Origin of the sequence: Parashewanella tropica (assembly GCF_004358445.1) — a bacterium.
Classification (GTDB): domain Bacteria; phylum Pseudomonadota; class Gammaproteobacteria; order Enterobacterales; family Shewanellaceae; genus Parashewanella; species Parashewanella tropica.
Genome location: NZ_CP037951.1, coordinates 2,589,790 through 2,611,356 on the forward strand (window position 1 = coordinate 2,589,790; position 21,567 = coordinate 2,611,356).

The window sequence follows — 21,567 nt, forward strand, 5'->3', positions numbered from 1 at the left end:
TTCAACGATATATCGCCCTAAAACTTATAGCCTGAAGCTTAAGCGTGGTTTTCAGCCAAATACAACCAAGTATCAATCACTGTATCTGGGTTAAGAGAAACAGTATCAATGCCTTGCTCTACCAACCATGCTGCGAAATCTGGATGATCTGATGGACCTTGACCGCAGATACCTACGTAAGCACCTTTCTTCTTAGCTGCTTGAATTGCCATAGCAAGAAGTTTCTTAACAGCAGGGTCACGCTCATCGAATAAGTGACTGATGATGCCAGAATCACGGTCTAGACCGAGTGACAACTGAGTTAAGTCATTTGAACCGATAGAGAAGCCATCAAAGTATTCTAAGAACTCTTCAGCTAATAGTGCGTTTGATGGTAGTTCACACATCATAATGACACGTAAACCATCTTTACCGCGCTCTAAGCCTTGCTCTTTAAGTAATTCAATCACTTGAGCCGCTTCATCCAGAGTACGCACAAATGGGATCATGATTTCTACATTCTTAAGACCCATTTCGTTACGAACACGTTTGATAGCTTCACACTCAAGTGCAAAACAATCGCGGAACGACTCAGAGATATAACGGCTCGCACCACGGAAGCCCAACATTGGGTTTTCTTCTTCTGGCTCGTAATGCTCACCACCGACAAGGTTTGCGTATTCGTTTGACTTGAAGTCAGACATACGAACAATAACCTTCTTAGGATGGAATGCCGCACCGATTGTCGCGATACCTTCAACTAAGCGAGAAACATAGTATTCAACAGGCGATTCGTAACCCGCAATCATCTCATGGATTTCTTGCTGAAGTGCTGCATCTTGCTTATCAAACTCAAGTAGCGCTTTAGGGTGAATACCAATCATACGGTTGATGATGAACTCAAGACGAGCTAGACCTACACCTTCATGTGGCAAACGAGCAAAGTCAAATGCACGATCTGGGTTACCTACGTTCATCATGATCTTCATCGGAAGTTCTGGCAGAGTATCAACACGGTTGGTGACCACTTCAAACTCTTGTTGACCTTGATAAATGTAACCAGAGTCACCTTCTGCACAAGAAACAGTAACTTCTTGACCAGTCTTAACGATATCAGTGACATCACCACAACCAACTACTGCAGGAACACCTAATTCACGAGCAATAATTGCAGCGTGACAAGTACGACCGCCACGGTTAGTTACAATCGCGCTTGCACGTTTCATGATTGGTTCCCAATCAGGGTCAGTCATGTCAGTAACTAATACATCGCCTTCTTGGATTTGGTCCATTTCATCAAGTGACTTAAGCACTTTAGCAACACCAGTACCAATCTTATGACCAATAGCACGGCCTTCACTTAAAAGCTCACCACGAGTTTTTAGATGATAACGCTCAATTAATTGAACATCTTCACGACTGCGTACTGTTTCTGGGCGTGCTTGAACGATGTAAAGCTTGCCATCATTACCGTCTTTCGCCCACTCGATATCCATTGGACGACCGTAGTGCTTTTCAATGATCATCGCTTGCTTAGCAAGTTCCATGACTTCTTCATCAGAAACAGAGAATTGACGACGGTTTTCAGCTTCTACATCTTCAATCTTAACTTGCTTACCATGGCTAGCATCGTCCGAGTAAACCATTTGAATTAGCTTGCTACCGATGTTGCGACGGACAACGGCTTTATGGCCTGCTTTAAGTGTTGGCTTATGAACATAAAATTCATCTGGGTTTACAGCGCCCTGTACAACCATTTCACCCAAACCAAATGATGAAGTAATGAATACAACGTCATTGTTACCAGACTCAGTATCCATGGTGAACATAACACCAGACGCTGCTTTATCTGAACGAACCATGCGCTGGATACCAGCAGAAAGTGCTACGCCGCGGTGATCATACCCTTGGTGAACACGGTAAGAAATGGCACGGTCGTTAAATAAAGACGCAAATACGTGCTTGATGGCTACAAGAACTGAATCGTAACCTTTAACGTTTAGGAAAGTTTCTTGCTGACCAGCAAAAGAAGCATCAGGCATATCTTCTGCAGTTGCAGATGAACGAACAGCAAATGAAGCGTCTTGAGTTTCAGATGAAAGCTTGTCATAAGCTTCACGAATGGCTTGTTCTAATTCTGGTTGGAATGGGGTGTCGATTACCCATTGTCTGATCTGTGCGCCAACTTTAGCAAGTTGATTAACATCATCTACATCCAATGTATCTAAGATTTCATAAATCTTCTGATTAACTCCACTTTGCTCAAGAAATTCATTAAACGCATGTGAAGTAGTTGCAAAGCCTCCTGGAACCTGAACACCAGCATTAGATAAGTTGCTGATCATCTCGCCAAGAGATGCATTTTTACCGCCAACAGTGTTGACGTCGCCCATGCCTAATTCTTGATACCAGAGTACATATTGTTGCACAGTTCTATCTCCGTGTGTGTGAAATACTGATTCTGATAAGAGTTTTAAACTGTAACACTTTCAACCTAGCTTTCATTTACTCAAAGAGCACTCAATACGGTTAAAAACCTTTACACTAAGTTCATCTTGAAGCACTCAAAAACAAACCAAGTATTTACAGAGGGTTAAAGTAAAACTTCTATCAGAATAAGTATCTAGCCCTTCACAGAATTGCAACGGCATTTTACACTCCGTTATGAGAGTCGTAAACGTATAATTTCATTTGTAATTTTATTACCACAAGAGGCAGTTATGGTACCAAAGGTATTCTTTATTTCAGACGGAACAGCAATCACTGCAGAGGTATTCGGGCATGCGGTTTTGTCGCAATTCCCCATTGATTTTGAACAAGTTACAATTCCTTTTGTGGAGACAATAAAAAAAGCAGAAGAAGTTACCAAACAGATAAATGATAGTTTTATTACAACAGGCGTACAGCCTTTGGTCTTTCATTCCATCGTAAAGCCAGAAATCCGACATATAATTACAGCGTCCGAAGGAGCGAATTATGATTTCTTAAATACTTTTGTTGCGCCACTTGAGGAACAATTAGGTATAAAGGCAGCACCAAAAGTACATAGAACCCATGGGAAAACCAATGGTGCTTACGAAAACAGAATCCATGCTATCAACTTTTCATTAGATAATGATGACGGACAAACCCTAAAGCACATGGATGAAGCCGACATTATTCTTTTAGGTGTTTCACGTTGCGGCAAAACACCATCGAGTTTATATCTATCTATGCAATTTGGCATAAAAGCGGCCAACTATCCTTTTGTTGAGGATGACATGGACAACCTCAAACTGCCTGAAGCCTTGAAGCGCAACAAAAAGAAATTGTTTGGTTTAACTATCGACCCAATGCGCTTACATGAAATTAGACAAGGACGAATGCAGAATAGTCGTTACTCTTCGCTAAGGCAGTGCAGAATTGAAGTAAAAGAAGTTGAAATGCTTTATAAGAAAGAACGTATTCCTTATATAAGCACTACCAACCATTCTGTTGAAGAAATTTCAGCTAAAATCCTTGATATTACAGGGCTAGAAAGACATATGTTTTGATCTCAAAAAATCGCATTAGATTACATCTGTAGTGGCTCTTCTCGAGTCACTACCACACCTAACCAGAAAAAGTTAACGGTTTACTGCTTTCAATCAATTAATCTCATCAATTTAAAAGAAAAGACACTGCGAATGTGACACGCTTCCGTTATAATCGTTAGCATTTGGCAACAGCGCCCTATATTTGTTTGGATAGTTAATGACCATTAAAACAGACGAATTAAGAACGTCACTACTTTGTAAAGTTATATCTCCTTCGCAATTAGCTTCAGAATACCCATTAACGAGTCATGCAGCTGAATATTTAATGCAGCAACGTCGTGAAGTTGAAGCCATTATAGAAGGTACTGACCAACGTTTATTAGTAATCGTTGGTCCTTGTTCTATTCATGATACCGAAGCTGCACTGGACTATGCCAAGCGCTTAGCGGTTTTACACCACGAATTGAAACAAGATCTCTGTATTGTTATGCGTGTCTATTTTGAAAAACCACGCACTATTGTAGGTTGGAAAGGCTTAATTTCTGATCCAGATCTAGACGGTAGTTTCAGCCCAAATAAAGGTTTAAGAAAAGCTCGTCATTTGTTACAGCAAATTACTGAGTTGAATTTACCTATCGCCACTGAGTTCTTGGACATGGTTAACGGTCAGTATATTGCTGACTTGATCACTTGGGGAGCGATTGGTGCTCGTACTACTGAAAGCCAAATTCATCGTGAAATGGCTTCCGCTCTATCTTGCCCTGTCGGTTTCAAAAACGGTACCAATGGCAGTATTCAGATTGCTGTGGATGCTGTTCGAGCTGCTCAAGTACCACATATTTTCTATTCGCCAGATAAAGATGGTGCAATGGCTGTATTAAGGACTTCTGGTAACCCTTACGGTCACATTATTTTGCGTGGTGGTGCTAAGCCTAATTACTTTGCTGAAGACATTGAAAAAGCAAGACAAGGATTGGAAAACGTTGGCCTATTCCAACGCATGGTCATCGATTTCAGCCACGGCAATAGCCAGAAACAGCACAAAAAGCAGTTAGAAGTGGCAGATAACATCATTGAACAACTTGAAAGTGGTAGTACGGCAATTGCTGGTATTATGGCTGAGAGCTTTATTGAGGAAGGCAATCAAAAAGTTGTACCAGATGCCCCCCTTGTATACGGCAAAAGTATTACCGATGCTTGTCTTCACTGGGAAGATACAAAGCTATTACTACAAAAGCTAGCTAAAGCGAGTCGTACCCGCCGAGAAAAACTAGCTTAAATTAAGCCTATCGAGGCATCATGTATTAGAATGATGCCTCTGATCCTTTAACTGGCTTTTGTACAGGGCAATCAGTTGTCGTTACTCCATCTTTCAAATCAGCTAACGGTTTAAACCCCAACTTAACTGCTTTGTTCAGATCTGAATGTGAAATGGTATGTATATTCACACTCAATTCAGGAGCCCCACACTGCGCGATGACCATCATCCCATTGATTGTGCCACAACTTGATGTAATGACTTCCACTCCATCTTTAGACAATTTTTCCGCCGTTTGCTTAATCGTTAGACCGCCACCAATACATTGTTTAGCGCCATCATTGATATAAACCTGTACTTGCTGAACAGTTTTTGACTCACTGCTACACGCTGTAGACAGTAAACCAAGAAGCAAAACACCTATAAGTCTTCTCATTAAGCTTTCCTTAAAGTTTTTACTGAACATCTCCTGAATAACTACCTGATAACTAGGGCCATTGTTTGCTCGCTAAGGCTTTGCAGTGTTATTCCGTGTAACCATTTCTAACAATACACAAGTTTGCCAATGCCTACCATCACAAGTCCAGATCATTTACTTTCTTTATTAGCAAGCCAGCAAGCCAAGATAGAAAAAAGTCCCGAACAAACAGATAATTATATACTCACAGTAAATACCAACACAGGCAGTAAACAATACACATTAACTATTCCCGAAAATCGGAGCCTCAGTAGTGTACAACGAACTCATGTTGGTTCAAAAAGAAAGGACTTTGGTAGAGTAGTTGCGGATTTTATGAAGACTTCAAGCCTTACATGGATTAAAGAAGCAATTACCAATGGCAGCCTAGAACAATATATAAAAAGCGCTAAGACAACTAAGCGAGAAGTAAAAGCACTTTCTGACATTCAAATAAGAGACATCACCGGTGAATGCTTGAGCCATAACTTTCAATTAGTGCCCTTTGCTCAAGGTGAATTATTGTCATTAAAGTACTTTGTAAATCAAGCAATGGTAGTAAAGTGGCAACTCTATTCCCAATTACAAACCCAGTTAGATTGTACTAGTAGAGTCACACACAATGAGATTTTAGACTCCGGCGATATAATCAGAGTAAACCCTCTTAACCAAAACCCTGTAGAGCTTTATCCGCAATTAACAGAACTTATAACTGCACAAGAGCAAGATTCTTCACCAATACTCTTTTTCTATTACACTGATTCAAATCATGGTCGTGAAAGCAATACCCGTAGATATTACTTCGTCCAAACGAATGACCTTGAGCTATATACAATAGTAGAGTCTAAAACACCGATCTCACGACAGGATTTTCAGCAGCAACAACTTATTGCTGAAATGCTATCCAAGACTCAATCAATTGAAGTCTTACCCCACTGTATTCTCGTAGACTTGAATGCAATTGCAGTTGCACAATCAGGCTGTAGCTTCAAATACACATATACACAAAGTAAACTCAAAGACCCTAAACTTCATCAATTCAAAGCGCTATGTGAATCAATGTGTACTCTTCATGAGTCAGGTTGGTATCTCAATAATCTCTGCTCAGAGTCTCTTCAAGTTGATCCCGAAACATTAAGAGTAGAGTTAAGCGATCCCAGCTTTCTGATTAGCGCTCAACATCTTCAAGATTTAAAACAGGCTAGGGATACAAAAGCAGATTCAACTCCATCTAAACTTTCTAATGGGTTTGGTCATATACATTTCAACAATAAGTTAATCCCGAAGTGGCTATTATATTGGCTATCTACTTTTGACCCAGAGGCGTTTGAAGTCGCCGATACATACTGCCTGCTACAGACAATATTAGAATCCAGATCTTTATGCGTTAGAGATATGATCCGCGAAGACCTAATAAATACTAAATGTCGTGGTCTTTATCTACCAATCAACAGAGTGCTATTCGAATCTATGTTGAAAAAGATAGTTAAACCACATTATCTTGAGGAAGTTCTTAATTTTTTATCCGATCCTGTGGGTCATCCACTAGATACAAGACTTGTAAATATCATAGACTGGGATAAAGCATAACTATGAATCAATAAACTAATGAAATAGGGCGTGTTGATCTTTCTTGATCATTTTTACAGCGATAAATTGGTTATCTGAAGTCGTGAAGGATTCGAACCTTCGAAGAATAGATTAATAGATTAATAGATTAAAAAACAAAGACGCTCTTTATATGAGAAAGCGAATGCGCTAACGATTTATTTAAATTTTGATGGAATATTTGTAGAGTGGTGGGTCGTGAAGGATTCGAACCTTCGACCAATTGGTTAAAAGCCAACTGCTCTACCGACTGAGCTAACGACCCATCTGGTGGTTATGTTTTACTTCTTTCTCTTAGAAAAGAGCCTAAAAAAGTGGTGGGTCGTGAAGGATTCGAACCTTCGACCAATTGGTTAAAAGCCAACTGCTCTACCGACTGAGCTAACGACCCATCAGATGATTTGTTTTACTTCCTTATCTTTTAACAAAGAATCTAAAGAAGTGGTGGGTCGTGAAGGATTCGAACCTTCGACCAATTGGTTAAAAGCCAACTGCTCTACCGACTGAGCTAACGACCCATCTGTTGGTTATGTTTTACTTCCTTATCTTAATAAAGAGCCTTAAGAAGTGGTGGGTCGTGAAGGATTCGAACCTTCGACCAATTGGTTAAAAGCCAACTGCTCTACCGACTGAGCTAACGACCCATCTGTTGGTTATGTTTTACTTCCTTCTCTTAATAAAGAGCCTTAAGAAGTGGTGGGTCGTGAAGGATTCGAACCTTCGACCAATTGGTTAAAAGCCAACTGCTCTACCGACTGAGCTAACGACCCATCAGGTTGATTATATTTTACTTCGCAATCTTAGAAGTGGTGGGTCGTGAAGGATTCGAACCTTCGACCAATTGGTTAAAAGCCAACTGCTCTACCGACTGAGCTAACGACCCATCAAGGATTTTGTTTTACTTCCTGCTCTTAAATAAAGAACCTTAAGAAGTGGTGGGTCGTGAAGGATTCGAACCTTCGACCAATTGGTTAAAAGCCAACTGCTCTACCGACTGAGCTAACGACCCACTCTTATCTCAACCCGACCATGCCGTGCTGAGGGCGCCTATAATACCGTTTTCCTTTTGTCATGCAAGTGCAAGAACACGATTTTTTTTCGTTTGACTGAAAAACAATCTAAGCGCCCAAATTTTAGTGACTTATCACGCAATTTTTATAGAGCAGCGATATTTTGCTTAGCAATTCGAGCTTCTGAGCTTTGTGGGTATTCATTCAAAACTCGTTGATAGTATCGTTTTGCTAATCTTTTATCGTTTTCTTTTTCAGCAATCTTGCCAAGCTTGATCATGCTATCCGCTCGTTTGCCCGACTTTTCAAACTTATTTACAACAGTTTGAAATGCAATTTTGGCATTTTTTAAATCACCTTTATTAAACTGAAGCTGACCTAACCAGTAATTGGCATTATCTGAAAAGCTAGAATTTGGGTATTTACTGATAAAATCTTTAAAGGCAGGGATCGCAGCATCGTATTTGCGGTCTTTTAAAACCAAATTAACCGCACGCTGATAGCTATCAGTCTCTGACAAACTACCTGTTGTTTCTGTACCAGTAGTAGATTCAGGGTTCGTGTTTGCAGATGGCGTCGTTTGTGCTGGTTGAGATTGCACTTTTGCTAGCTCATCAAACAACTGACGCTGACGCTGTAATATTTGCTCTATTTGATAAGCTTGCTGCTCATTCAAACCTCGCAAATCCTGTACTTCTTGTTGCAAAGTGTCTACACGCTGTTGAAGTTCAAATTCAGCCTGCTGTTTGGCTTTAATTATCCGTTCAAGACGAGAAACTCTGTCATTCTGAGAGCCGCCAGCGAGATCCACTACTGGAGAGGGCGCAGCATTTGCCGCGCCCACTCCAAGGAAAACCACCGTGGCTAAGACGGTTTTTTTCATTCTGTCACTCCATTAACTGAAGAGTAAAGCTTTTATCTCGTCATATCTGCATGAGCAAATATCCAGAGCCTTTTGCATTATAAAAGTCACTAGACCCCTTTCTTCATAGGAGTGACGAAAAAATCTATTTAGTAAACAAGTACCGCACGACGGTTTTGTGCAAACGCTGCTTCAGTGTGACCAGGGTTAGCTGGCTTTTCTTCACCGTAGCTAACTACAGTCATTTGACTAGCTTGTACGCCCATGTTTTGTAGGAATTTTTGAACTGCTTTAGCACGACGCTCACCTAATGCGATGTTGTACTCAGGTGTACCACGCTCATCAGTGTGACCTTCAATCATTACTTTTACATTTGGATGCTCAAGTAAGTAGTTACCGTGTGCACGTAGAGTTTCTGCAAAAGCTGATTTGATTTGGCTGTTATCAAAATCGAAGTAGATCACGTTGTCTTTACGTAATTCTGCTTCTTTTTCAGCTCTGATTTCTTCAGGAGTTTTAACTACTGCTGCACTGCCAGTTTCAACACCACTTGCTGCTTGAGAACTATTCGCTGCATTTCCTTGAGTAGACTCAGTTTGAGAGGTAGAGCTACAAGCACTGATCGCTAACACAGGTAGTGCCACTAACATAGCTTTTAACAACTTATTCAGATCCATTATCTGTTCCTTTTCTAAGTTTAAATTATAAAAATGGTGACCAAGACGGAGATTTCACCTCCCCTTGACCAGCTGGCAATCTTGCTTTGAAGCGGCCATCCATCGAAACGGCAGCTAACACTTGCTTCCCTTGAAACACAGTACCGTAAATAACCATAGTACCATTTGGCGCAATGCTTGGCGACTCATCCAAAGTAGTAGAAGTTAGCACCTGTAAAAATCGGGTATCTAAGTCCATTCTCGCAATATGAAAACGGTTATTGGTGCGATTCACAAATACAATCGCTTTTCCATCAGGTGTTACAGAACCACCAAGATTCCATTCACCATCAAAGGTTAAACGTCTTATCTTACCAGATTGTATATTCATTTGATAAATCTGAGGACGTCCACCACGCTCTGACGTAAAAACAATTGATTTTCCATCAGGGAACCATGAAGGCTCAGTATCAATTGAATAATGATTTGTTAGTCGACGCAAGCGTTTAGTTGCAATATCAAGTAAATAAATATCTGGTTGGCCATCTTTCGACAAAGTAATTGCTAACTTTTTACCGTCAGGTGACCACGCTGGAGCACCATTGATTCCAGGGTAACTGGTCACAACTTCACGCTGCTGAGTATAAATATCTTGAATAACGATTTGAGAACGGCGATTTTCAAACGTTACATAAGCTAATTTTCTGCCATTTGGTGACCACGCAGGAGACATCAAGGGTTCATCTGATTTGACCACCATGGTTTCGTTATAACCGTCATAATCGGCAATCATAAGGTGGAAAGGCTTAGCTTGGCTTCTATCAACGACAACGTAAGCGATACGCGTTAAAAATGCACCTTTGATACCTGTTAGTTTTTCATATACACGATTACTGATCATATGTGCGTAAGAACGAAATTGCTCCGCGGAAATCAAAACTTCACTTTGATCCAAAATCAGACTCTGAGGAGACGGAGCTGCACCTTGTTGTGGCAGTTGAGATTTGATTAAATCAATCAATTGAAACTTAACTTGGTACTGACCGTTACCATAAGGCTTCACTTTACCAACCAATAAGGCTTCAGAATCTACCCCTGACCAGTCTGTACCGCGAAAATTTGTTACGTCAGAAAGCCCTTGTTGAGGTAGAGACAACACATTTAACGGCGAGAATGTGCCACTTCTTTTTAGATCTGACATGACCACTTCAGAAATTTGCTGCGGTACCTGCCCTTGCCCTTCCCATACGAAAGGCATAATGGCAATAGGACGGGCGGCATCAACACCTTCCGTAATAACAATATCAAGTGCAGCTTTAGCTGGACTGGTAATTAAAATGGCAACAACAAAAAGCCACTTCCCAAAGGTTCTCATAAAATTCCTCAATTGAACTCAGGTGATACTTCTAAGTTAATATTCTTCATCTGTTCGTATACATTTGCATCTGGCGATATCGGTAATCGCCCTGCTTTGGTAATAGCAGTCTTAGTTGCACGACATACTACACTATCGCCACCAATAGTTTTACTAGATATGACAAAGCCATCTTGTGCTAAGCGAATATTCACACGGCACGTTTTACCATTCATCGATGGGTCTACCACCAAATTTCGTTTAATTGTTTGAGTGATCAGCGCCTTATATTTAGCAACTTCACTCAACACTTGGCGACTTCGCGTTTTACTCAATGCCGCTTGTTCAGCCTGCAAAGCTTTTGCTAAGTCATCTTCTTGCTTTTTACGAGCCGCTTCGGCTTCGCGTTTTTTACGCGCTTCAGCCTCTTTGCGTTTTCGTTCAGCTTCTGCTTTTTGGGCAGCCAACTCTTCTTTTTTACGCTTAATCGCGGCTGCCTTCGCAGCTTTTTCAGCAGCCCTTTGTTCAAGCTCTTTTTGCTTTCTGACTTTTTCCGCAGCAGCGGCTTTTTGCTTTTCCTGCTGTTCTTTTAACTTAGCTGCACGAGCAGCTGCAGAAGCTTTAGCGGCTTCGGCTTGTTTTTGTTTACGCTGTTGCTCAAGCTTTTTGATTCTATCTTGCTCTTTTTGCCTAGCTTTACGCGCAGCATCAAGTTTGCGCTGCAATTCTGCTTGGCGGTCTCTTTCACGTTTAGCAGCATCCGCTTTTTGTTTGCGAATTTCAGCTACTTTTTGTGCAACGGCTTTTGAGTCAACAACCACAGCTTTAAGTTTGGGCTCTGATGAAGCTTGTGGCAGCGCAGGCGGTTTTTTATCAAAATCGACACTAACAGCTAAAGCCGCAATTGCTCCAACATGAATAACTAATGAAATCAGTAAAGGAACAGAAAAATTAGAGTTTTGTGGCATCTAATTTTCCTCCGGCGATTCGGTCATTAATCCTACTGAAGGAACACCAGCAGCTTGAAGGCTTACCATCAACTGGATGACTCTATCATAAGGTATATTCCTATCAGCTTTCACAACAACTGGACGCTCTGGTTCAAGCTGAATGATTGCCGCAACTTCAATACTGATCTGCTCTAGCGTTTTGGGACTACTGGCAGGACCATCACCATCATTTAGGAAATAATCCCCCACAGAATCAATAGAGGCCACTAGTGGCGGTTTTCCTTCTGCTGGCAATGGTTCAGACTGAGCTGAAGGTAAGTCGACCTTTACCCCTTGAGTAACAATCGGCGCTGTTACCATAAAGATAATCAACAACACCAACATCACATCAATGTATGGGACAACATTGATTTCCGCTACAGGGCGACGACGCTTACGTTGATACACTTGCATCAAGCTTGTTCCTTCTTGGCGTAAGCTTGACGATGCAAAATATTAGAAAACTCTTCCATAAAATTAATGTAAGACGTTTCAAGTTTTTCCACATGATTGCTAAAACGGTTATAGGCAATAACAGCCGGGATTGCAGCAAACAAGCCCATTGCGGTTGCAATAAGCGCCTCTGCAATACCAGGAGCAACCATAGCCAATGTGGCATTTTCAACGGCACCAAGCGCAATAAATGAGTTCATGATCCCCCATACCGTACCGAATAGTCCGATATACGGGCTTGTTGACCCAATCGTCGCCAATAGTGATAAGTTAGATTCAAGACCATCAATTTCGCGAGACAATGTCACGCGCATCGCTCTGCCGGTTCCATCCATAACGGCTTCTGGTACGTTACCGTTCAATTGGCTTAATCGAGAATACTCTTTAAACCCAGATAAAAATAAACTGCCCATCCCATGTACACTGTCTTTACGAGCCGCTAACTCTTGATAAAGTTTGTTAAGGTCGACACCTGACCAGAAGCGATCTTCAAACTGAAATGATTGACTACGCGCAGCTGAAATGAGCTTCCGACGTTGAAAAATAACGGCCCAAGAAAGTACTGATAATGCTAACAAGGTAAGCATTACTAATTTAACGAGTAGGCTGGCTTCTAAAAATAATCCCAAAAAAGAAATATCAGCTTGCACTTAATAGCTCCTGCAAAATAGTTTGTGGCACCGCGGTAGGCCTCATTTTATTCAATTTGACACATACAACGACGACCTTCGCCTCACAATAACAGTTTTCCTGTTCATCGATGAGAGTTTGATGAAAAGTCAGCGAAGTCTTCCGGCTGTCAATAATCTTAGACACTACTGTAAGATTTTGTTCAAATTTAGCCGCAATTTTAAAATCAATCTCACAATGTTTTACTACAAATGCAATGTCGTTTTGTAACAATTGTGTTTGCTGTATTCCAATATGCTTTAGCCACTCCGTCCGAGCGCGTTCGAAAAAATTGAGATAATTTGAATGATAAACGACACCACCCGCATCGGTATCTTCATAGTAAATAGAAATTGGCCAACTAAACATATATGAATTAAATCTAATGCATCTAAATTTCAAACCTCAACTATAACGCATACTTACAACACTTGTGAATGCAGTTAAGTGGATTTTCAGCCAGTTATTTAGCAAAAATAGGTAGAACTTAACAGTACGTTTAATTGAGCCATCGTTTTGGTAACTATAAAGTTAAATATTTGTTTAGACTTATCAGTTATTTTCAATCTTGTGCTGAAGATTAGTTTTCTATAGAAGGAAGCTATTTCTTTTAAATAAAAATAATTTTGTGTATTTAACGGTTTTTCATCATTCCCACTTAACAAGGAAGCATTGAATCATTAACTAAATTAATGCTAAAAAATGCATCAAAAAAGCATACCAAGCCAATTAAATGCATAAACTATGAAATATCATGCATACAAATAGCCACCCCCACTCAAACCAAACAACCACCATATTAGTTTTTCTAATCCATAAATCTAGAAAATCTTGCTTGTTAACACAGAACACAATGCATAGAATGTACTTGTTTTCTGGAAGGACTGAAACTTCAGTTGTGAAAACAAAGAACATTTTCAATGGTGTGGACACACGGTTGATATCCCTGGTTCTTAAGGTTAACTTCCTACCTTTTTTTGTTGATTGTATTGTGCATTTTTGCCCACTTATTTTAAGTGGGCTTTTTTTTGCGTGCTTTTTAGAAATGAAAGATGAAATCAAGGAAAGTAATTTGAGATGACTTATACGCCTTTGCTTATCTGGATAACAACCCGTCTGTTTTGATCACGGCCAACAATGGTATCGTTCGAAGCTAAATGCTTAGTTTCTCCATGCCCTGTTGTAACAATGCGACTTTGCTGAATACCATTTTCCATCAAGTATTTTTTAATTTTATTCGCGCGGTCATTAGATATTCGCTTATTCACGTTTCTTGGGCCATAGCTATCGGTATACGCATCGACTAATACCAATTCGACCTCAGGATCATAAGACAAGTATTCTTGAACTCTCTGCATTTGTTTTTGTGAATACGCAGTTAACTCTTTGCCACCTGATTTAAAGTTCAAAACCGTAAAGGCAATATCATCGAATGAATATGGTAATAAGTTCGATAAACACTGCCTAAATTGGTTATACATTCTCTTAAAATTTGTCGCTGACAAACCAACTGCAACTTGCTGTTCAGAGTGATACCAATCTGTGTAATAAAATGTTGGTTGCATTCCGTTCGCCAATTCACTCAACATTGACCAAGCCGCAGGCTTTGGAACTTCGCCATTAAAATACCTTTGATAAGTGATTTCTGTAATGGCTTTGTCTGGCGTACCTGGCCGCCATTGAGGAGCACGACTGACTAAGAGAGCCTTTGTCACTTTCTCAGGTTTTTGCCACATAGCTAATTGAAAGTCGAGATTGATCTTTTTCGAAGCTTGGCTAGAAAATACAGCACTGCCATAAAGTGGTATTTCATGCTCTAAACGGCATTCTATTGGACTATTTTGAGTAACTCGCCACTGAGATTCATCTAAAGTAGCGACAAAATGACGTAATTGAGCCGTTGAAGTTAACGGTACAAGTAGTAATCCGGCAATGGTTAATTGTCGCCACATAGTTTGATCTCTTTTTGAATCCTCTATTTGTTATCGGCTTAATGTTTAACTTCTTTAACAAAAGTTTTATTCGAAACTTGGTGGTTATTTATAGAATTTATCTAATGGGCTATAGATGTGTGCCAAAGCGTATTTTTCGTAGTCAAAACCGACATCCATACTGGTTCGTTGTAATTTAGTCGCTTGTTGGTAATATTTGGTAGTTAGAGTAGCGAGTTCATCATAATCTTTTCTACTGATACTCAAAAAATCATCAACATTGCCTAATTTCAATTCTTTCAAGTTTTGATTTAACGAGTCAAGCGTACTCATGGTGTATTGTTCAATAAAAGCAGTTCCAACAGCCTTGCGCCCTAAAATATGGGCCGTTTCTTTCGTGGGTAACTTATAATAGCTTTGCTGAAGTAAAACAAGATCACTGGTTAATCTTGAACCTAAAGATGATGAAGAGTCTACAGCATTCAATTCATCTTCAATATTTTGAACTTCAGATATATTGAGATTTTGATCCAAGTTCTTATTCATTTGCTCTAACAGTTCTTGAAGGTAAATCACTTGATGAATGTAATCTCGATGAACTGAAGGTACGTCAATAATACCAAGGGATGACTTAACACGCTCAAAAGCAATAGATAAATCCTCTTGGTTATTACTCATTGATGATGCATTAGCTAGTGGTAATTGCATTAGCAAAGTAATGAATAAACCTATTCTAAAACTTTTCAACATAATTCTTATCAGCTTTGTATGAATTGAAGTCTGATTATAATTGAGTGCCGATGCACTTTTGAAATTGTAGAACCTTTTATTCCTTGTCGACTGCTGTAATAACACTGGTGTAAATCAAGTATCGAAAATGTATTTCCATATGATTTTATTATCTTTTTCAAATCAGGCTCGAGTTATTATTCAATACGGTTATTTTTGACATAAAAAGAAACATAAACACAAATTAATGCAGAGTTTATTTGAGCTTTCACAGTTGAACATTTGTAAGATGCAAAACTAAAGACCAATTTACACATATTTTCTTGTGTAACAACAGAACTTAAATGACACCAAGCCGTTAATAAAGGATAATCTTACTCGCATTCTTTTTTTAGCAGACCATTTTTCAGAGTTATTTCATGAGCGAAACATTCGATCCAAACAAACTAAAATATAGATTTCGTGGCTTCTTTCCAGTTGTTATAGATGTTGAAACAGCAGGTTTTAATGCTAATACTGACGCATTGCTCGAAATCGCCGTCACTCTGTTAAAAATGAATGATGAAGGTGAACTTGTGCTTGATAAAACCCTGCATTATCACATCGAACCTTTTGAAGGTGCGAATATTGAACCAGCGGCAATCGAATTTAACGGTATAGATCCAACCAACCCACTTCGAGGCGCTGTCGACGAAAAAGAAGCCTTTAAAGAAATCGTCAAAGAAGTGAAAAAAGCCCAAAAAGCGTCGGAATGTCATCGTTCCATTATCGTAGCCCACAATGCTGCATTCGATCATGGATTCGTTAGCCAAGCTATCGAGCGTAACAAGATTAAACGCTCACCCTTCCACCCGTTTGCAACTTTCGATACAGCATCTTTGTCTGGATTGGCACTAGGTCATACCGTATTAGCAAAAGCCTGCGAAAACGCAGGAATCGACTTTGATAATAAAGAAGCTCACTCAGCGTTGTATGACACTGAACGCACAGCTGAACTCTTCTGCCATATTGTCAATAAATGGAAAGCTCTAGGTGGCTGGCCACTCGTGACTCCAGAACAAGATCCACAATCAGAAGGTTAACTATGGATAAGCCACTGCATATTAATACTCCACTTATTCAATCATTGACTCTTGGGCAAAGATTGAACGCCAATGTTTGGCTTAAGATGGATGCTATGCAACCCAGTGGCTCTTTTAAGACTCGAGGCATAGGTCATGCTTGCCAGCAATATGTGAAGCAAGGCGCAAAAGGCTTTGTTTCATCTTCTGGTGGCAATGCGGGTTTAGCGGTCGCCTATTGTGGGCGAAAGCTAAACATTCCTGTTACGGTTTATGTACCGACAACCACCAAACAGCGCGCCATCGATTTAATTGAAACAGAAGGTGCAACCGTTATTGTAAAAGGAGACAACTGGGCTCAAGCACATGCCTGTGCCATACAAGATTGCTCAGAAGATATCCGATACGTTCACCCGTTTGATGCACCTGAAATCTGGCAAGGTCACGCTACCGTTATTGATGAGGTGTTTGAAGCGGGCTTAAAACCTGATGCTGTAGTACTTTCTGTCGGTGGTGGCGGTTTATTATGTGGTGTGGTTGAAGGGCTAAAAAGAAATAACGTTTCAAACATACCGATTCTAGCTGCTGAAACCATTGGAGCTGATTCTTTTGCACAAGCCTGTGAAGCCAAAGAACTTGTAGATATAAAGAACATTACCAGTATTGCCACTTCACTTGGAGCAACTCAAATTGCAGAGCAAGCCTTTAAGTATTCGAATGAATACCCTATCACAAATTACACTGTCACTGATTTTGAAGCTGTAAGCGGCTGTAAAACACTTCTCGAAGAACATCGAGTTCTTACTGAACCGGCATGCGGTGCATCCGTTGCAGCAGTATTGAAAACCGATGATCCATTTTGGCAAAATAAAAAGAACATTCTTGTCATTGTCTGTGGTGGTGTCGGAGTAACCACTGACCAACTTGATGTTTGGTATCGAACTCTAGCACATTGATTTTTAGTTTCGCCCATAAAAAAAGCCGCCATTCGGCAGCTTTTTCATAAATATTTAAACTCTTAATTATAGAGCATCAGCGTTTTCGCTTAGGTAGTTAGCAACGCCAGCTGGGTCAGCTTGCATGCCTTTTTCACCTTTGTTCCAACCAGCAGGACAAACTTCACCGTGCTCTTCGTGGAATTGTAGTGCATCGATCATACGTAGCATTTCGTCAACGTTACGACCTAGTGGAAGATCGTTAACTACTTGGTGACGAACGTTACCTTCTTTGTCTACAAGGAAAGAACCACGGAAAGCAACACCTGCTTCTGGGTGCTCAACGTCGTATGCTTGACAGATTTCATGCTTAACGTCAGCAACTAGGGTGTACTTAACTGGACCAATACCACCTTCGTTTACTGGAGTGTTACGCCATGCGTTGTGGGTAAACTGAGAATCGATAGAAACACCGATAACTTCAACACCACGCTTGGTGAACTCTTCCATTCTGTGATCAAATGCGATCAACTCAGATGGACAAACAAAAGTAAAATCTAGAGGATAGAAAAAGATAACCGCTGGTTTACCTTTAATTGCATCTTCTAGGTTAAAGCTATCAACGATTTCACCAGAACCCAAAACAGCCGCAGCCGTGAAATTAGGAGCCTTGCGGCCTACTAATACACCCATTTTTGATCTCCATCTTATATGAGGAAAATAAATTACTGACCCGAAAATCGAATCCATATGACTCACACATTTCATCAGTTCCATGATCAGCATCAACAAAACTAGAAGCATTATAAGATGTGAATCACGGCTGACAAGCCATTTCCTTATAAACTGGTCAACTTTTCTCTGCTTAGAAAGTGAAACGATAAAATTTCAACAAAATTCGTACTTTACACACACACAAAACAAGGGCATAAATAGAGTCCTTCATAAAAATAACTAAAAAGGTAGAGGCATGAATTCTGTTGTCATCGCTGTAAGCTTGATGATGTTGTTAAGCCTATTTCGAATAAATGTGGTGATCTCTCTAACCGTCAGTAGTCTAGTCGCAGGTTTATTAGGTGGAATGGACTTAAAAGCGACGGTTGATGCGTTTAATAATGGCTTAGGTGGCGGTGCAGAAATCGCATTAAGCTACGCATTACTTGGTGCATTTGCTGTCGCACTTTCTCATTCAGGGCTGGCTGACTGGCTATCCCAATCTATTATAAAAAAATTAGGCAAAGATCCTGATAGCAGTAACGTAAAAGTCGTAAAGTGGACAATGTTATTGGCTGTTTTAGCCATGGCTATAAGCTCGCAAAACATTTTGCCTATTCACATTGCTTTCATTCCGATCATGATCCCGCCACTACTTGGGTTAATGAATAAATTCAAATTAGATAGAAGGCTGATTGCTTGTATTTTAACCTTTGGATTAGTGACCACTTATATGATCCTACCTATCGGCTTTGGTGGTATATTCCTTGATAGCATATTACTTGCAAACTTGAATAATAACGGCTTAAACGTTATTAAAGACCAAGTTCCACCAGCCATGCTACTTCCTGCTATCGGCATGATTGTCGGTCTGCTTACCGCCGTATTTATCAGTTACCGCAAACCAAGAGAATATGAAACTCAACATGCTGTAGCAGCTGAAACTCAAGTAATGAATAAGACCGATTTAATCATTGCTGTTCTAGCGATTGCTTCAATGTTGTCTGTTCAGCTATATACAGGCTCGATGATATTCGGTGCGTTAATCGGATTTATTGTTTTCAGCTTTTCTGGCGCAATTCGTAACGTTAATGATCAAGATATCTTTAACCAAGGCGTGAGAATGATGGCCGCAATCGGCTTTATTATGATTTCGGCCTCTGGTTTCGCTGCTGTGATAAAACAAACTGGTGAAGTGGCTTCCTTAGTCACTTCTATCGAAGCATTAATTGGCGACAGTAAAGCTTTAGCCGCATTTTTGATGTTGGTTGTCGGACTATTCATCACAATGGGCATCGGTTCTTCTTTTTCAACCGTACCGATTATCGCTGCGATTTATGTACCACTGGCAATACAATTTGGTTTCTCTCCTGCTGCAACTATCGCTTTAGTTGGCACCGCTGGCGCTTTAGGTGACGCAGGTTCACCAGCTTCAGATTCAACCTTAGGACCAACTGCAGGTTTAAACGCAGATGGGCAACACGATCATATGCGAGACAGCGTGATCCCAACCTTTATTCACTACAATATTCCTTTATTGGTGTTTGGGTGGATAGCGGCGATGACCTTGTAAGTCACAGTAGTGCTATTTTTACTAAGGGAGTTTAGGCTCCCTTTTTTGATCTGAATTATTTACATTAGAAAAACTAATATAAAATATCATCATTCCATTTCTTCAAGAGATTCGAATGATGAAACATTCATTACTAATAGGCCTATTGGCAATATCTGTTAATGCTTCAGCGCAAAGTGATTTACCTTTACACGCAAAACAGCAGTTAATGAACTTCAAAAAACAGCTAAAAAGTACGTTAATTTCTAAATTAAAATCAGAAGGTTCTCTAGCTGCTATCGAAGCTTGTAATGATCAAGCCCCTAAAATTGCAATTGAAAACTCATCAACCAAATTGCGTATTGGAAGAACAAGCCACAAACTTAGAAATACAGAAAATCAACCTCAAATGTGGATGAAACCTTATTTAGAAAAGTATGTTTCAGGTGATATAAGTAAACCTACTGTTGTACAGATGTCCAATAATCAAATTGGTTATCTAGAACCCATAAAAGTTGGCGTTCCTTGTTTGGCATGCCATGGAACAAACTTATCACCCAATGTGAAGACTAAACTTAATCAACTCTACTCGAAAGATAATGCAACAGGTTTTAAACTTGGAGATTTTAGAGGTTTATTTTGGGTGACTTTATCTAAATAACCTGAGAAAACAGGAGTAGTCATTGACAAAGTTGAGACTTAAGTACAAAAAAGAGGTCAATTAGACCTCTTCTTAAATTGGATTATTAGGTAATATTACTTAGTACCAAAAATCTTATCACCTGCATCACCAAGACCAGGAAGGATATAGCCTTTTTCGTTCAAGCAATCATCAATTGAAGCCGTATAAAGCTCTACATCTGGATGTGCTTTTTCTAAGGCTTCCAATCCTTCTGGAGCCGCAACCAAAACTAGTGCTTTAATGTGCTTACAACCACGTTCTTTTAATAAATCAAGGGTTGCAATTAAAGAACCACCAGTGGCTAGCATTGGATCAACAACAAGTGCTAAACGCTCATCAATTTCACTGGCTAATTTTTCAAAATAAGGAACAGGCTCTAGCGTTTCTTCGTCACGATAGATGCCAACAACTGAAATACGTGCACTTGGCATATGCTCAAGAACGCCGTCCATCATGCCCAAACCAGCACGAAGAATGGGGACAACCGTTACTTTTTTACCTTTGATTTGATCAACTTCAACAGGACCGTTCCAGCCATCAATGGTTACACGCTCTGTCTCTAAATCCGCAGTTGCTTCGTAGGTTAATAGGCTACCCACCTCTGCCGCTAACTCGCGAAAACGCTTAGTGCTAATATCACCTTCACGCATTAATCCGATTTTGTGACGTACTAACGGATGCTTCACTTCTACGACTTTCATAGCCTACTCCTGTTTATTTTTTGTCATATATGAAAACTAATATCAAAGTTTGACTTTGATCTCAGCCCACTACCAAAAGGCAAATTGGCTGAATACTAATGGATATGTTCCTTGAATAAAATAGAAAGTTTCATAAAAGCAACAAATCGTGATCTACATCTATAACCTATCGGCTTAACGGTATAAAAAATCGTCGAGAACAGTGTGTTCTGAACAAGCATCAAGCTTTCCGCTCTGCTAACAAACTGTTAAAATACGCCGCAAAAATAATACCCCCTACTCGATATAAGGTTCATGGACACTACTGTGAATTATGATTGGAGCAAGTTTGCGATAAGACAACCGTCTTTTACAGGATGTAAAAGTCGTCAGTACATGAATGTACGTTTCAGTTGTCGTTTGCAAACTTGCTCCTGTAACAATACTTCGAGTAAACCCTACAACGACGTACC

At 40.0% G+C, this 21,567-nt stretch carries 20 protein-coding genes and 7 tRNA genes; 7 read left to right on the plus strand and 20 right to left on the minus strand.

What is annotated here, in order from left to right; all coding sequences use genetic code 11:
- Nucleotides 1-38: 38 nt before the first annotated feature.
- The gene (gene ppsA / locus E2H97_RS11365) at nucleotides 39-2,408 is read right to left on the minus strand and encodes a phosphoenolpyruvate synthase (RefSeq protein WP_133407251.1); all 2,370 of its coding nucleotides are present in this window, start codon (nucleotides 2,406-2,408) and stop codon (nucleotides 39-41) included.
- Nucleotides 2,409-2,699: 291 nt separating this feature from the next.
- On the opposite strand from ppsA, the gene ppsR reads away from it, so the two are divergent.
- Both ppsR and E2H97_RS11375 read left to right on the plus strand, forming a co-directional pair.
- Nucleotides 2,700-3,512, plus strand: a complete 813-nt coding sequence (gene ppsR, locus E2H97_RS11370; RefSeq protein WP_133407252.1) for a posphoenolpyruvate synthetase regulatory kinase/phosphorylase PpsR — start codon at nucleotides 2,700-2,702, stop codon at nucleotides 3,510-3,512.
- 199 nt (nucleotides 3,513-3,711) lie between these two features.
- Nucleotides 3,712-4,773: a 3-deoxy-7-phosphoheptulonate synthase gene (locus tag E2H97_RS11375; RefSeq protein ID WP_133407253.1), complete on the plus strand. Its 1,062-nt coding sequence runs from the start codon at nucleotides 3,712-3,714 to the stop codon at nucleotides 4,771-4,773.
- Nucleotides 4,774-4,798: 25 nt separating this feature from the next.
- On the opposite strand, the gene E2H97_RS11380 is transcribed toward E2H97_RS11375, so the two are convergent.
- Nucleotides 4,799-5,188 (minus strand): hypothetical protein, encoded by a 390-nt coding sequence (locus E2H97_RS11380; protein ID WP_133407254.1) that lies wholly within the window; start codon nucleotides 5,186-5,188, stop codon nucleotides 4,799-4,801.
- Between the two features lie 129 nt (nucleotides 5,189-5,317).
- Between E2H97_RS11380 and E2H97_RS11385 the strand changes: the two genes are divergently transcribed.
- The gene (locus E2H97_RS11385) at nucleotides 5,318-6,799 is read left to right on the plus strand and encodes a hypothetical protein (RefSeq protein WP_133407255.1); all 1,482 of its coding nucleotides are present in this window, start codon (nucleotides 5,318-5,320) and stop codon (nucleotides 6,797-6,799) included.
- A gap of 207 nt (nucleotides 6,800-7,006) precedes the next feature.
- Here the strand turns inward: E2H97_RS11385 and E2H97_RS11390 are convergent.
- From E2H97_RS11390 to E2H97_RS11465, 16 genes are all read right to left on the minus strand, one after another.
- A tRNA-Lys gene (locus tag E2H97_RS11390) sits at nucleotides 7,007-7,082 on the minus strand.
- Between the two features lie 50 nt (nucleotides 7,083-7,132).
- A tRNA-Lys gene (locus E2H97_RS11395) sits at nucleotides 7,133-7,208 on the minus strand.
- 51 nt (nucleotides 7,209-7,259) lie between these two features.
- Nucleotides 7,260-7,335 (minus strand) — tRNA-Lys (locus tag E2H97_RS11400).
- A gap of 50 nt (nucleotides 7,336-7,385) precedes the next feature.
- Nucleotides 7,386-7,461, minus strand: a tRNA-Lys gene (locus E2H97_RS11405).
- A 50-nt stretch (nucleotides 7,462-7,511) separates the two neighbouring features.
- Nucleotides 7,512-7,587, minus strand: a tRNA-Lys gene (locus E2H97_RS11410).
- Nucleotides 7,588-7,624: 37 nt separating this feature from the next.
- Nucleotides 7,625-7,700, minus strand: a tRNA-Lys gene (locus E2H97_RS11415).
- 50 nt (nucleotides 7,701-7,750) lie between these two features.
- A tRNA-Lys gene (locus tag E2H97_RS11420) sits at nucleotides 7,751-7,826 on the minus strand.
- Nucleotides 7,827-7,972: 146 nt separating this feature from the next.
- Nucleotides 7,973-8,710 (minus strand): tol-pal system protein YbgF, encoded by a 738-nt coding sequence (gene ybgF, locus E2H97_RS11425; RefSeq protein WP_133407256.1) that lies wholly within the window; start codon nucleotides 8,708-8,710, stop codon nucleotides 7,973-7,975.
- 128 nt (nucleotides 8,711-8,838) lie between these two features.
- Entirely contained in the window at nucleotides 8,839-9,366 is a 528-nt protein-coding gene (gene pal, locus E2H97_RS11430) for a peptidoglycan-associated lipoprotein Pal (protein WP_133407257.1), read from the minus strand.
- Between the two features lie 25 nt (nucleotides 9,367-9,391).
- Nucleotides 9,392-10,720, minus strand: a complete 1,329-nt coding sequence (gene tolB, locus E2H97_RS11435) for a Tol-Pal system beta propeller repeat protein TolB (RefSeq protein ID WP_133407258.1) — start codon at nucleotides 10,718-10,720, stop codon at nucleotides 9,392-9,394.
- An 8-nt stretch (nucleotides 10,721-10,728) separates the two neighbouring features.
- Nucleotides 10,729-11,667, minus strand: a complete 939-nt coding sequence (gene tolA, locus E2H97_RS11440) for a cell envelope integrity protein TolA (RefSeq protein ID WP_133407259.1) — start codon at nucleotides 11,665-11,667, stop codon at nucleotides 10,729-10,731.
- Entirely contained in the window at nucleotides 11,668-12,105 is a 438-nt protein-coding gene (tolR, locus tag E2H97_RS11445; RefSeq protein WP_133407260.1) for a protein TolR, read from the minus strand.
- Nucleotides 12,102-12,791, minus strand: coding sequence for a protein TolQ (tolQ, locus tag E2H97_RS11450; RefSeq protein ID WP_133407261.1), 690 nt, complete (start codon nucleotides 12,789-12,791; stop codon nucleotides 12,102-12,104). The genes tolR and tolQ overlap by 4 nt, the downstream gene beginning before the upstream one ends.
- The gene (ybgC, locus tag E2H97_RS11455; RefSeq protein WP_133407262.1) at nucleotides 12,781-13,179 is read right to left on the minus strand and encodes a tol-pal system-associated acyl-CoA thioesterase; all 399 of its coding nucleotides are present in this window, start codon (nucleotides 13,177-13,179) and stop codon (nucleotides 12,781-12,783) included. The genes tolQ and ybgC overlap by 11 nt, the downstream gene beginning before the upstream one ends.
- A gap of 713 nt (nucleotides 13,180-13,892) precedes the next feature.
- Nucleotides 13,893-14,762, minus strand: a complete 870-nt coding sequence (locus tag E2H97_RS11460; protein WP_133407263.1) for a flagellar protein MotY — start codon at nucleotides 14,760-14,762, stop codon at nucleotides 13,893-13,895.
- A gap of 84 nt (nucleotides 14,763-14,846) precedes the next feature.
- The gene (locus E2H97_RS11465; RefSeq protein WP_170308293.1) at nucleotides 14,847-15,449 is read right to left on the minus strand and encodes a hypothetical protein; all 603 of its coding nucleotides are present in this window, start codon (nucleotides 15,447-15,449) and stop codon (nucleotides 14,847-14,849) included.
- Nucleotides 15,450-15,889: 440 nt separating this feature from the next.
- On the opposite strand from E2H97_RS11465, the gene rnt reads away from it, so the two are divergent.
- Both rnt and E2H97_RS11475 read left to right on the plus strand, forming a co-directional pair.
- Nucleotides 15,890-16,552, plus strand: a complete 663-nt coding sequence (gene rnt / locus E2H97_RS11470; protein WP_133407265.1) for a ribonuclease T — start codon at nucleotides 15,890-15,892, stop codon at nucleotides 16,550-16,552.
- 2 nt (nucleotides 16,553-16,554) lie between these two features.
- Nucleotides 16,555-17,487 carry a pyridoxal-phosphate dependent enzyme gene (locus E2H97_RS11475; protein WP_133407266.1) on the plus strand — a complete coding sequence of 311 codons (933 nt, stop codon included), beginning with the start codon at nucleotides 16,555-16,557 and terminating at the stop codon, nucleotides 17,485-17,487.
- A 66-nt stretch (nucleotides 17,488-17,553) separates the two neighbouring features.
- Here the strand turns inward: E2H97_RS11475 and E2H97_RS11480 are convergent, their stop codons facing one another.
- Entirely contained in the window at nucleotides 17,554-18,159 is a 606-nt protein-coding gene (locus E2H97_RS11480; RefSeq protein ID WP_133407267.1) for a peroxiredoxin, read from the minus strand.
- A 277-nt stretch (nucleotides 18,160-18,436) separates the two neighbouring features.
- On the opposite strand from E2H97_RS11480, the gene E2H97_RS11485 reads away from it, so the two are divergent.
- Both E2H97_RS11485 and E2H97_RS11490 read left to right on the plus strand, forming a co-directional pair.
- Complete coding sequence (locus tag E2H97_RS11485; protein WP_133407268.1) at nucleotides 18,437-19,753, plus strand: Na+/H+ antiporter family protein; 1,317 nt, start codon at nucleotides 18,437-18,439, stop codon at nucleotides 19,751-19,753.
- Nucleotides 19,754-19,868: 115 nt separating this feature from the next.
- Nucleotides 19,869-20,393 (plus strand): c-type heme family protein, encoded by a 525-nt coding sequence (locus tag E2H97_RS11490; protein ID WP_133407269.1) that lies wholly within the window; start codon nucleotides 19,869-19,871, stop codon nucleotides 20,391-20,393.
- 95 nt (nucleotides 20,394-20,488) lie between these two features.
- Here the strand turns inward: E2H97_RS11490 and upp are convergent, their stop codons facing one another.
- Entirely contained in the window at nucleotides 20,489-21,115 is a 627-nt protein-coding gene (gene upp / locus E2H97_RS11495) for a uracil phosphoribosyltransferase (RefSeq protein WP_133407270.1), read from the minus strand.
- Nucleotides 21,116-21,567 lie beyond the last annotated feature (452 nt).

Excerpts from the sequence above, each read along its gene's own strand:
- ppsR (WP_133407252.1), top strand. The coding sequence starts at position 2,700 with ATGGTACCAAAGGTATTCTTTATTTCAGACGGAACAGCAATCACTGCA.
- E2H97_RS11375 (WP_133407253.1), top strand. The coding sequence starts at position 3,712 with ATGACCATTAAAACAGACGAATTAAGAACGTCACTACTTTGTAAAGTT.
- E2H97_RS11380 (WP_133407254.1), bottom strand. The coding sequence starts at position 5,188 with ATGAGAAGACTTATAGGTGTTTTGCTTCTTGGTTTACTGTCTACAGCG.
- E2H97_RS11385 (WP_133407255.1), top strand. The coding sequence starts at position 5,318 with ATGCCTACCATCACAAGTCCAGATCATTTACTTTCTTTATTAGCAAGC.
- ybgF (WP_133407256.1), bottom strand. The coding sequence starts at position 8,710 with ATGAAAAAAACCGTCTTAGCCACGGTGGTTTTCCTTGGAGTGGGCGCG.
- pal (WP_133407257.1), bottom strand. The coding sequence starts at position 9,366 with ATGGATCTGAATAAGTTGTTAAAAGCTATGTTAGTGGCACTACCTGTG.
- tolB (WP_133407258.1), bottom strand. The coding sequence starts at position 10,720 with ATGAGAACCTTTGGGAAGTGGCTTTTTGTTGTTGCCATTTTAATTACC.
- tolA (WP_133407259.1), bottom strand. The coding sequence starts at position 11,667 with ATGCCACAAAACTCTAATTTTTCTGTTCCTTTACTGATTTCATTAGTT.
- ybgC (WP_133407262.1), bottom strand. The coding sequence starts at position 13,179 with ATGTTTAGTTGGCCAATTTCTATTTACTATGAAGATACCGATGCGGGT.
- E2H97_RS11460 (WP_133407263.1), bottom strand. The coding sequence starts at position 14,762 with ATGTGGCGACAATTAACCATTGCCGGATTACTACTTGTACCGTTAACT.
- E2H97_RS11465 (WP_170308293.1), bottom strand. The coding sequence starts at position 15,449 with ATGCAATTACCACTAGCTAATGCATCATCAATGAGTAATAACCAAGAG.
- rnt (WP_133407265.1), top strand. The coding sequence starts at position 15,890 with ATGAGCGAAACATTCGATCCAAACAAACTAAAATATAGATTTCGTGGC.
- E2H97_RS11475 (WP_133407266.1), top strand. The coding sequence starts at position 16,555 with ATGGATAAGCCACTGCATATTAATACTCCACTTATTCAATCATTGACT.
- E2H97_RS11480 (WP_133407267.1), bottom strand. The coding sequence starts at position 18,159 with ATGGGTGTATTAGTAGGCCGCAAGGCTCCTAATTTCACGGCTGCGGCT.
- E2H97_RS11485 (WP_133407268.1), top strand. The coding sequence starts at position 18,437 with ATGAATTCTGTTGTCATCGCTGTAAGCTTGATGATGTTGTTAAGCCTA.
- E2H97_RS11490 (WP_133407269.1), top strand. The coding sequence starts at position 19,869 with ATGATGAAACATTCATTACTAATAGGCCTATTGGCAATATCTGTTAAT.
- upp (WP_133407270.1), bottom strand. The coding sequence starts at position 21,115 with ATGAAAGTCGTAGAAGTGAAGCATCCGTTAGTACGTCACAAAATCGGA.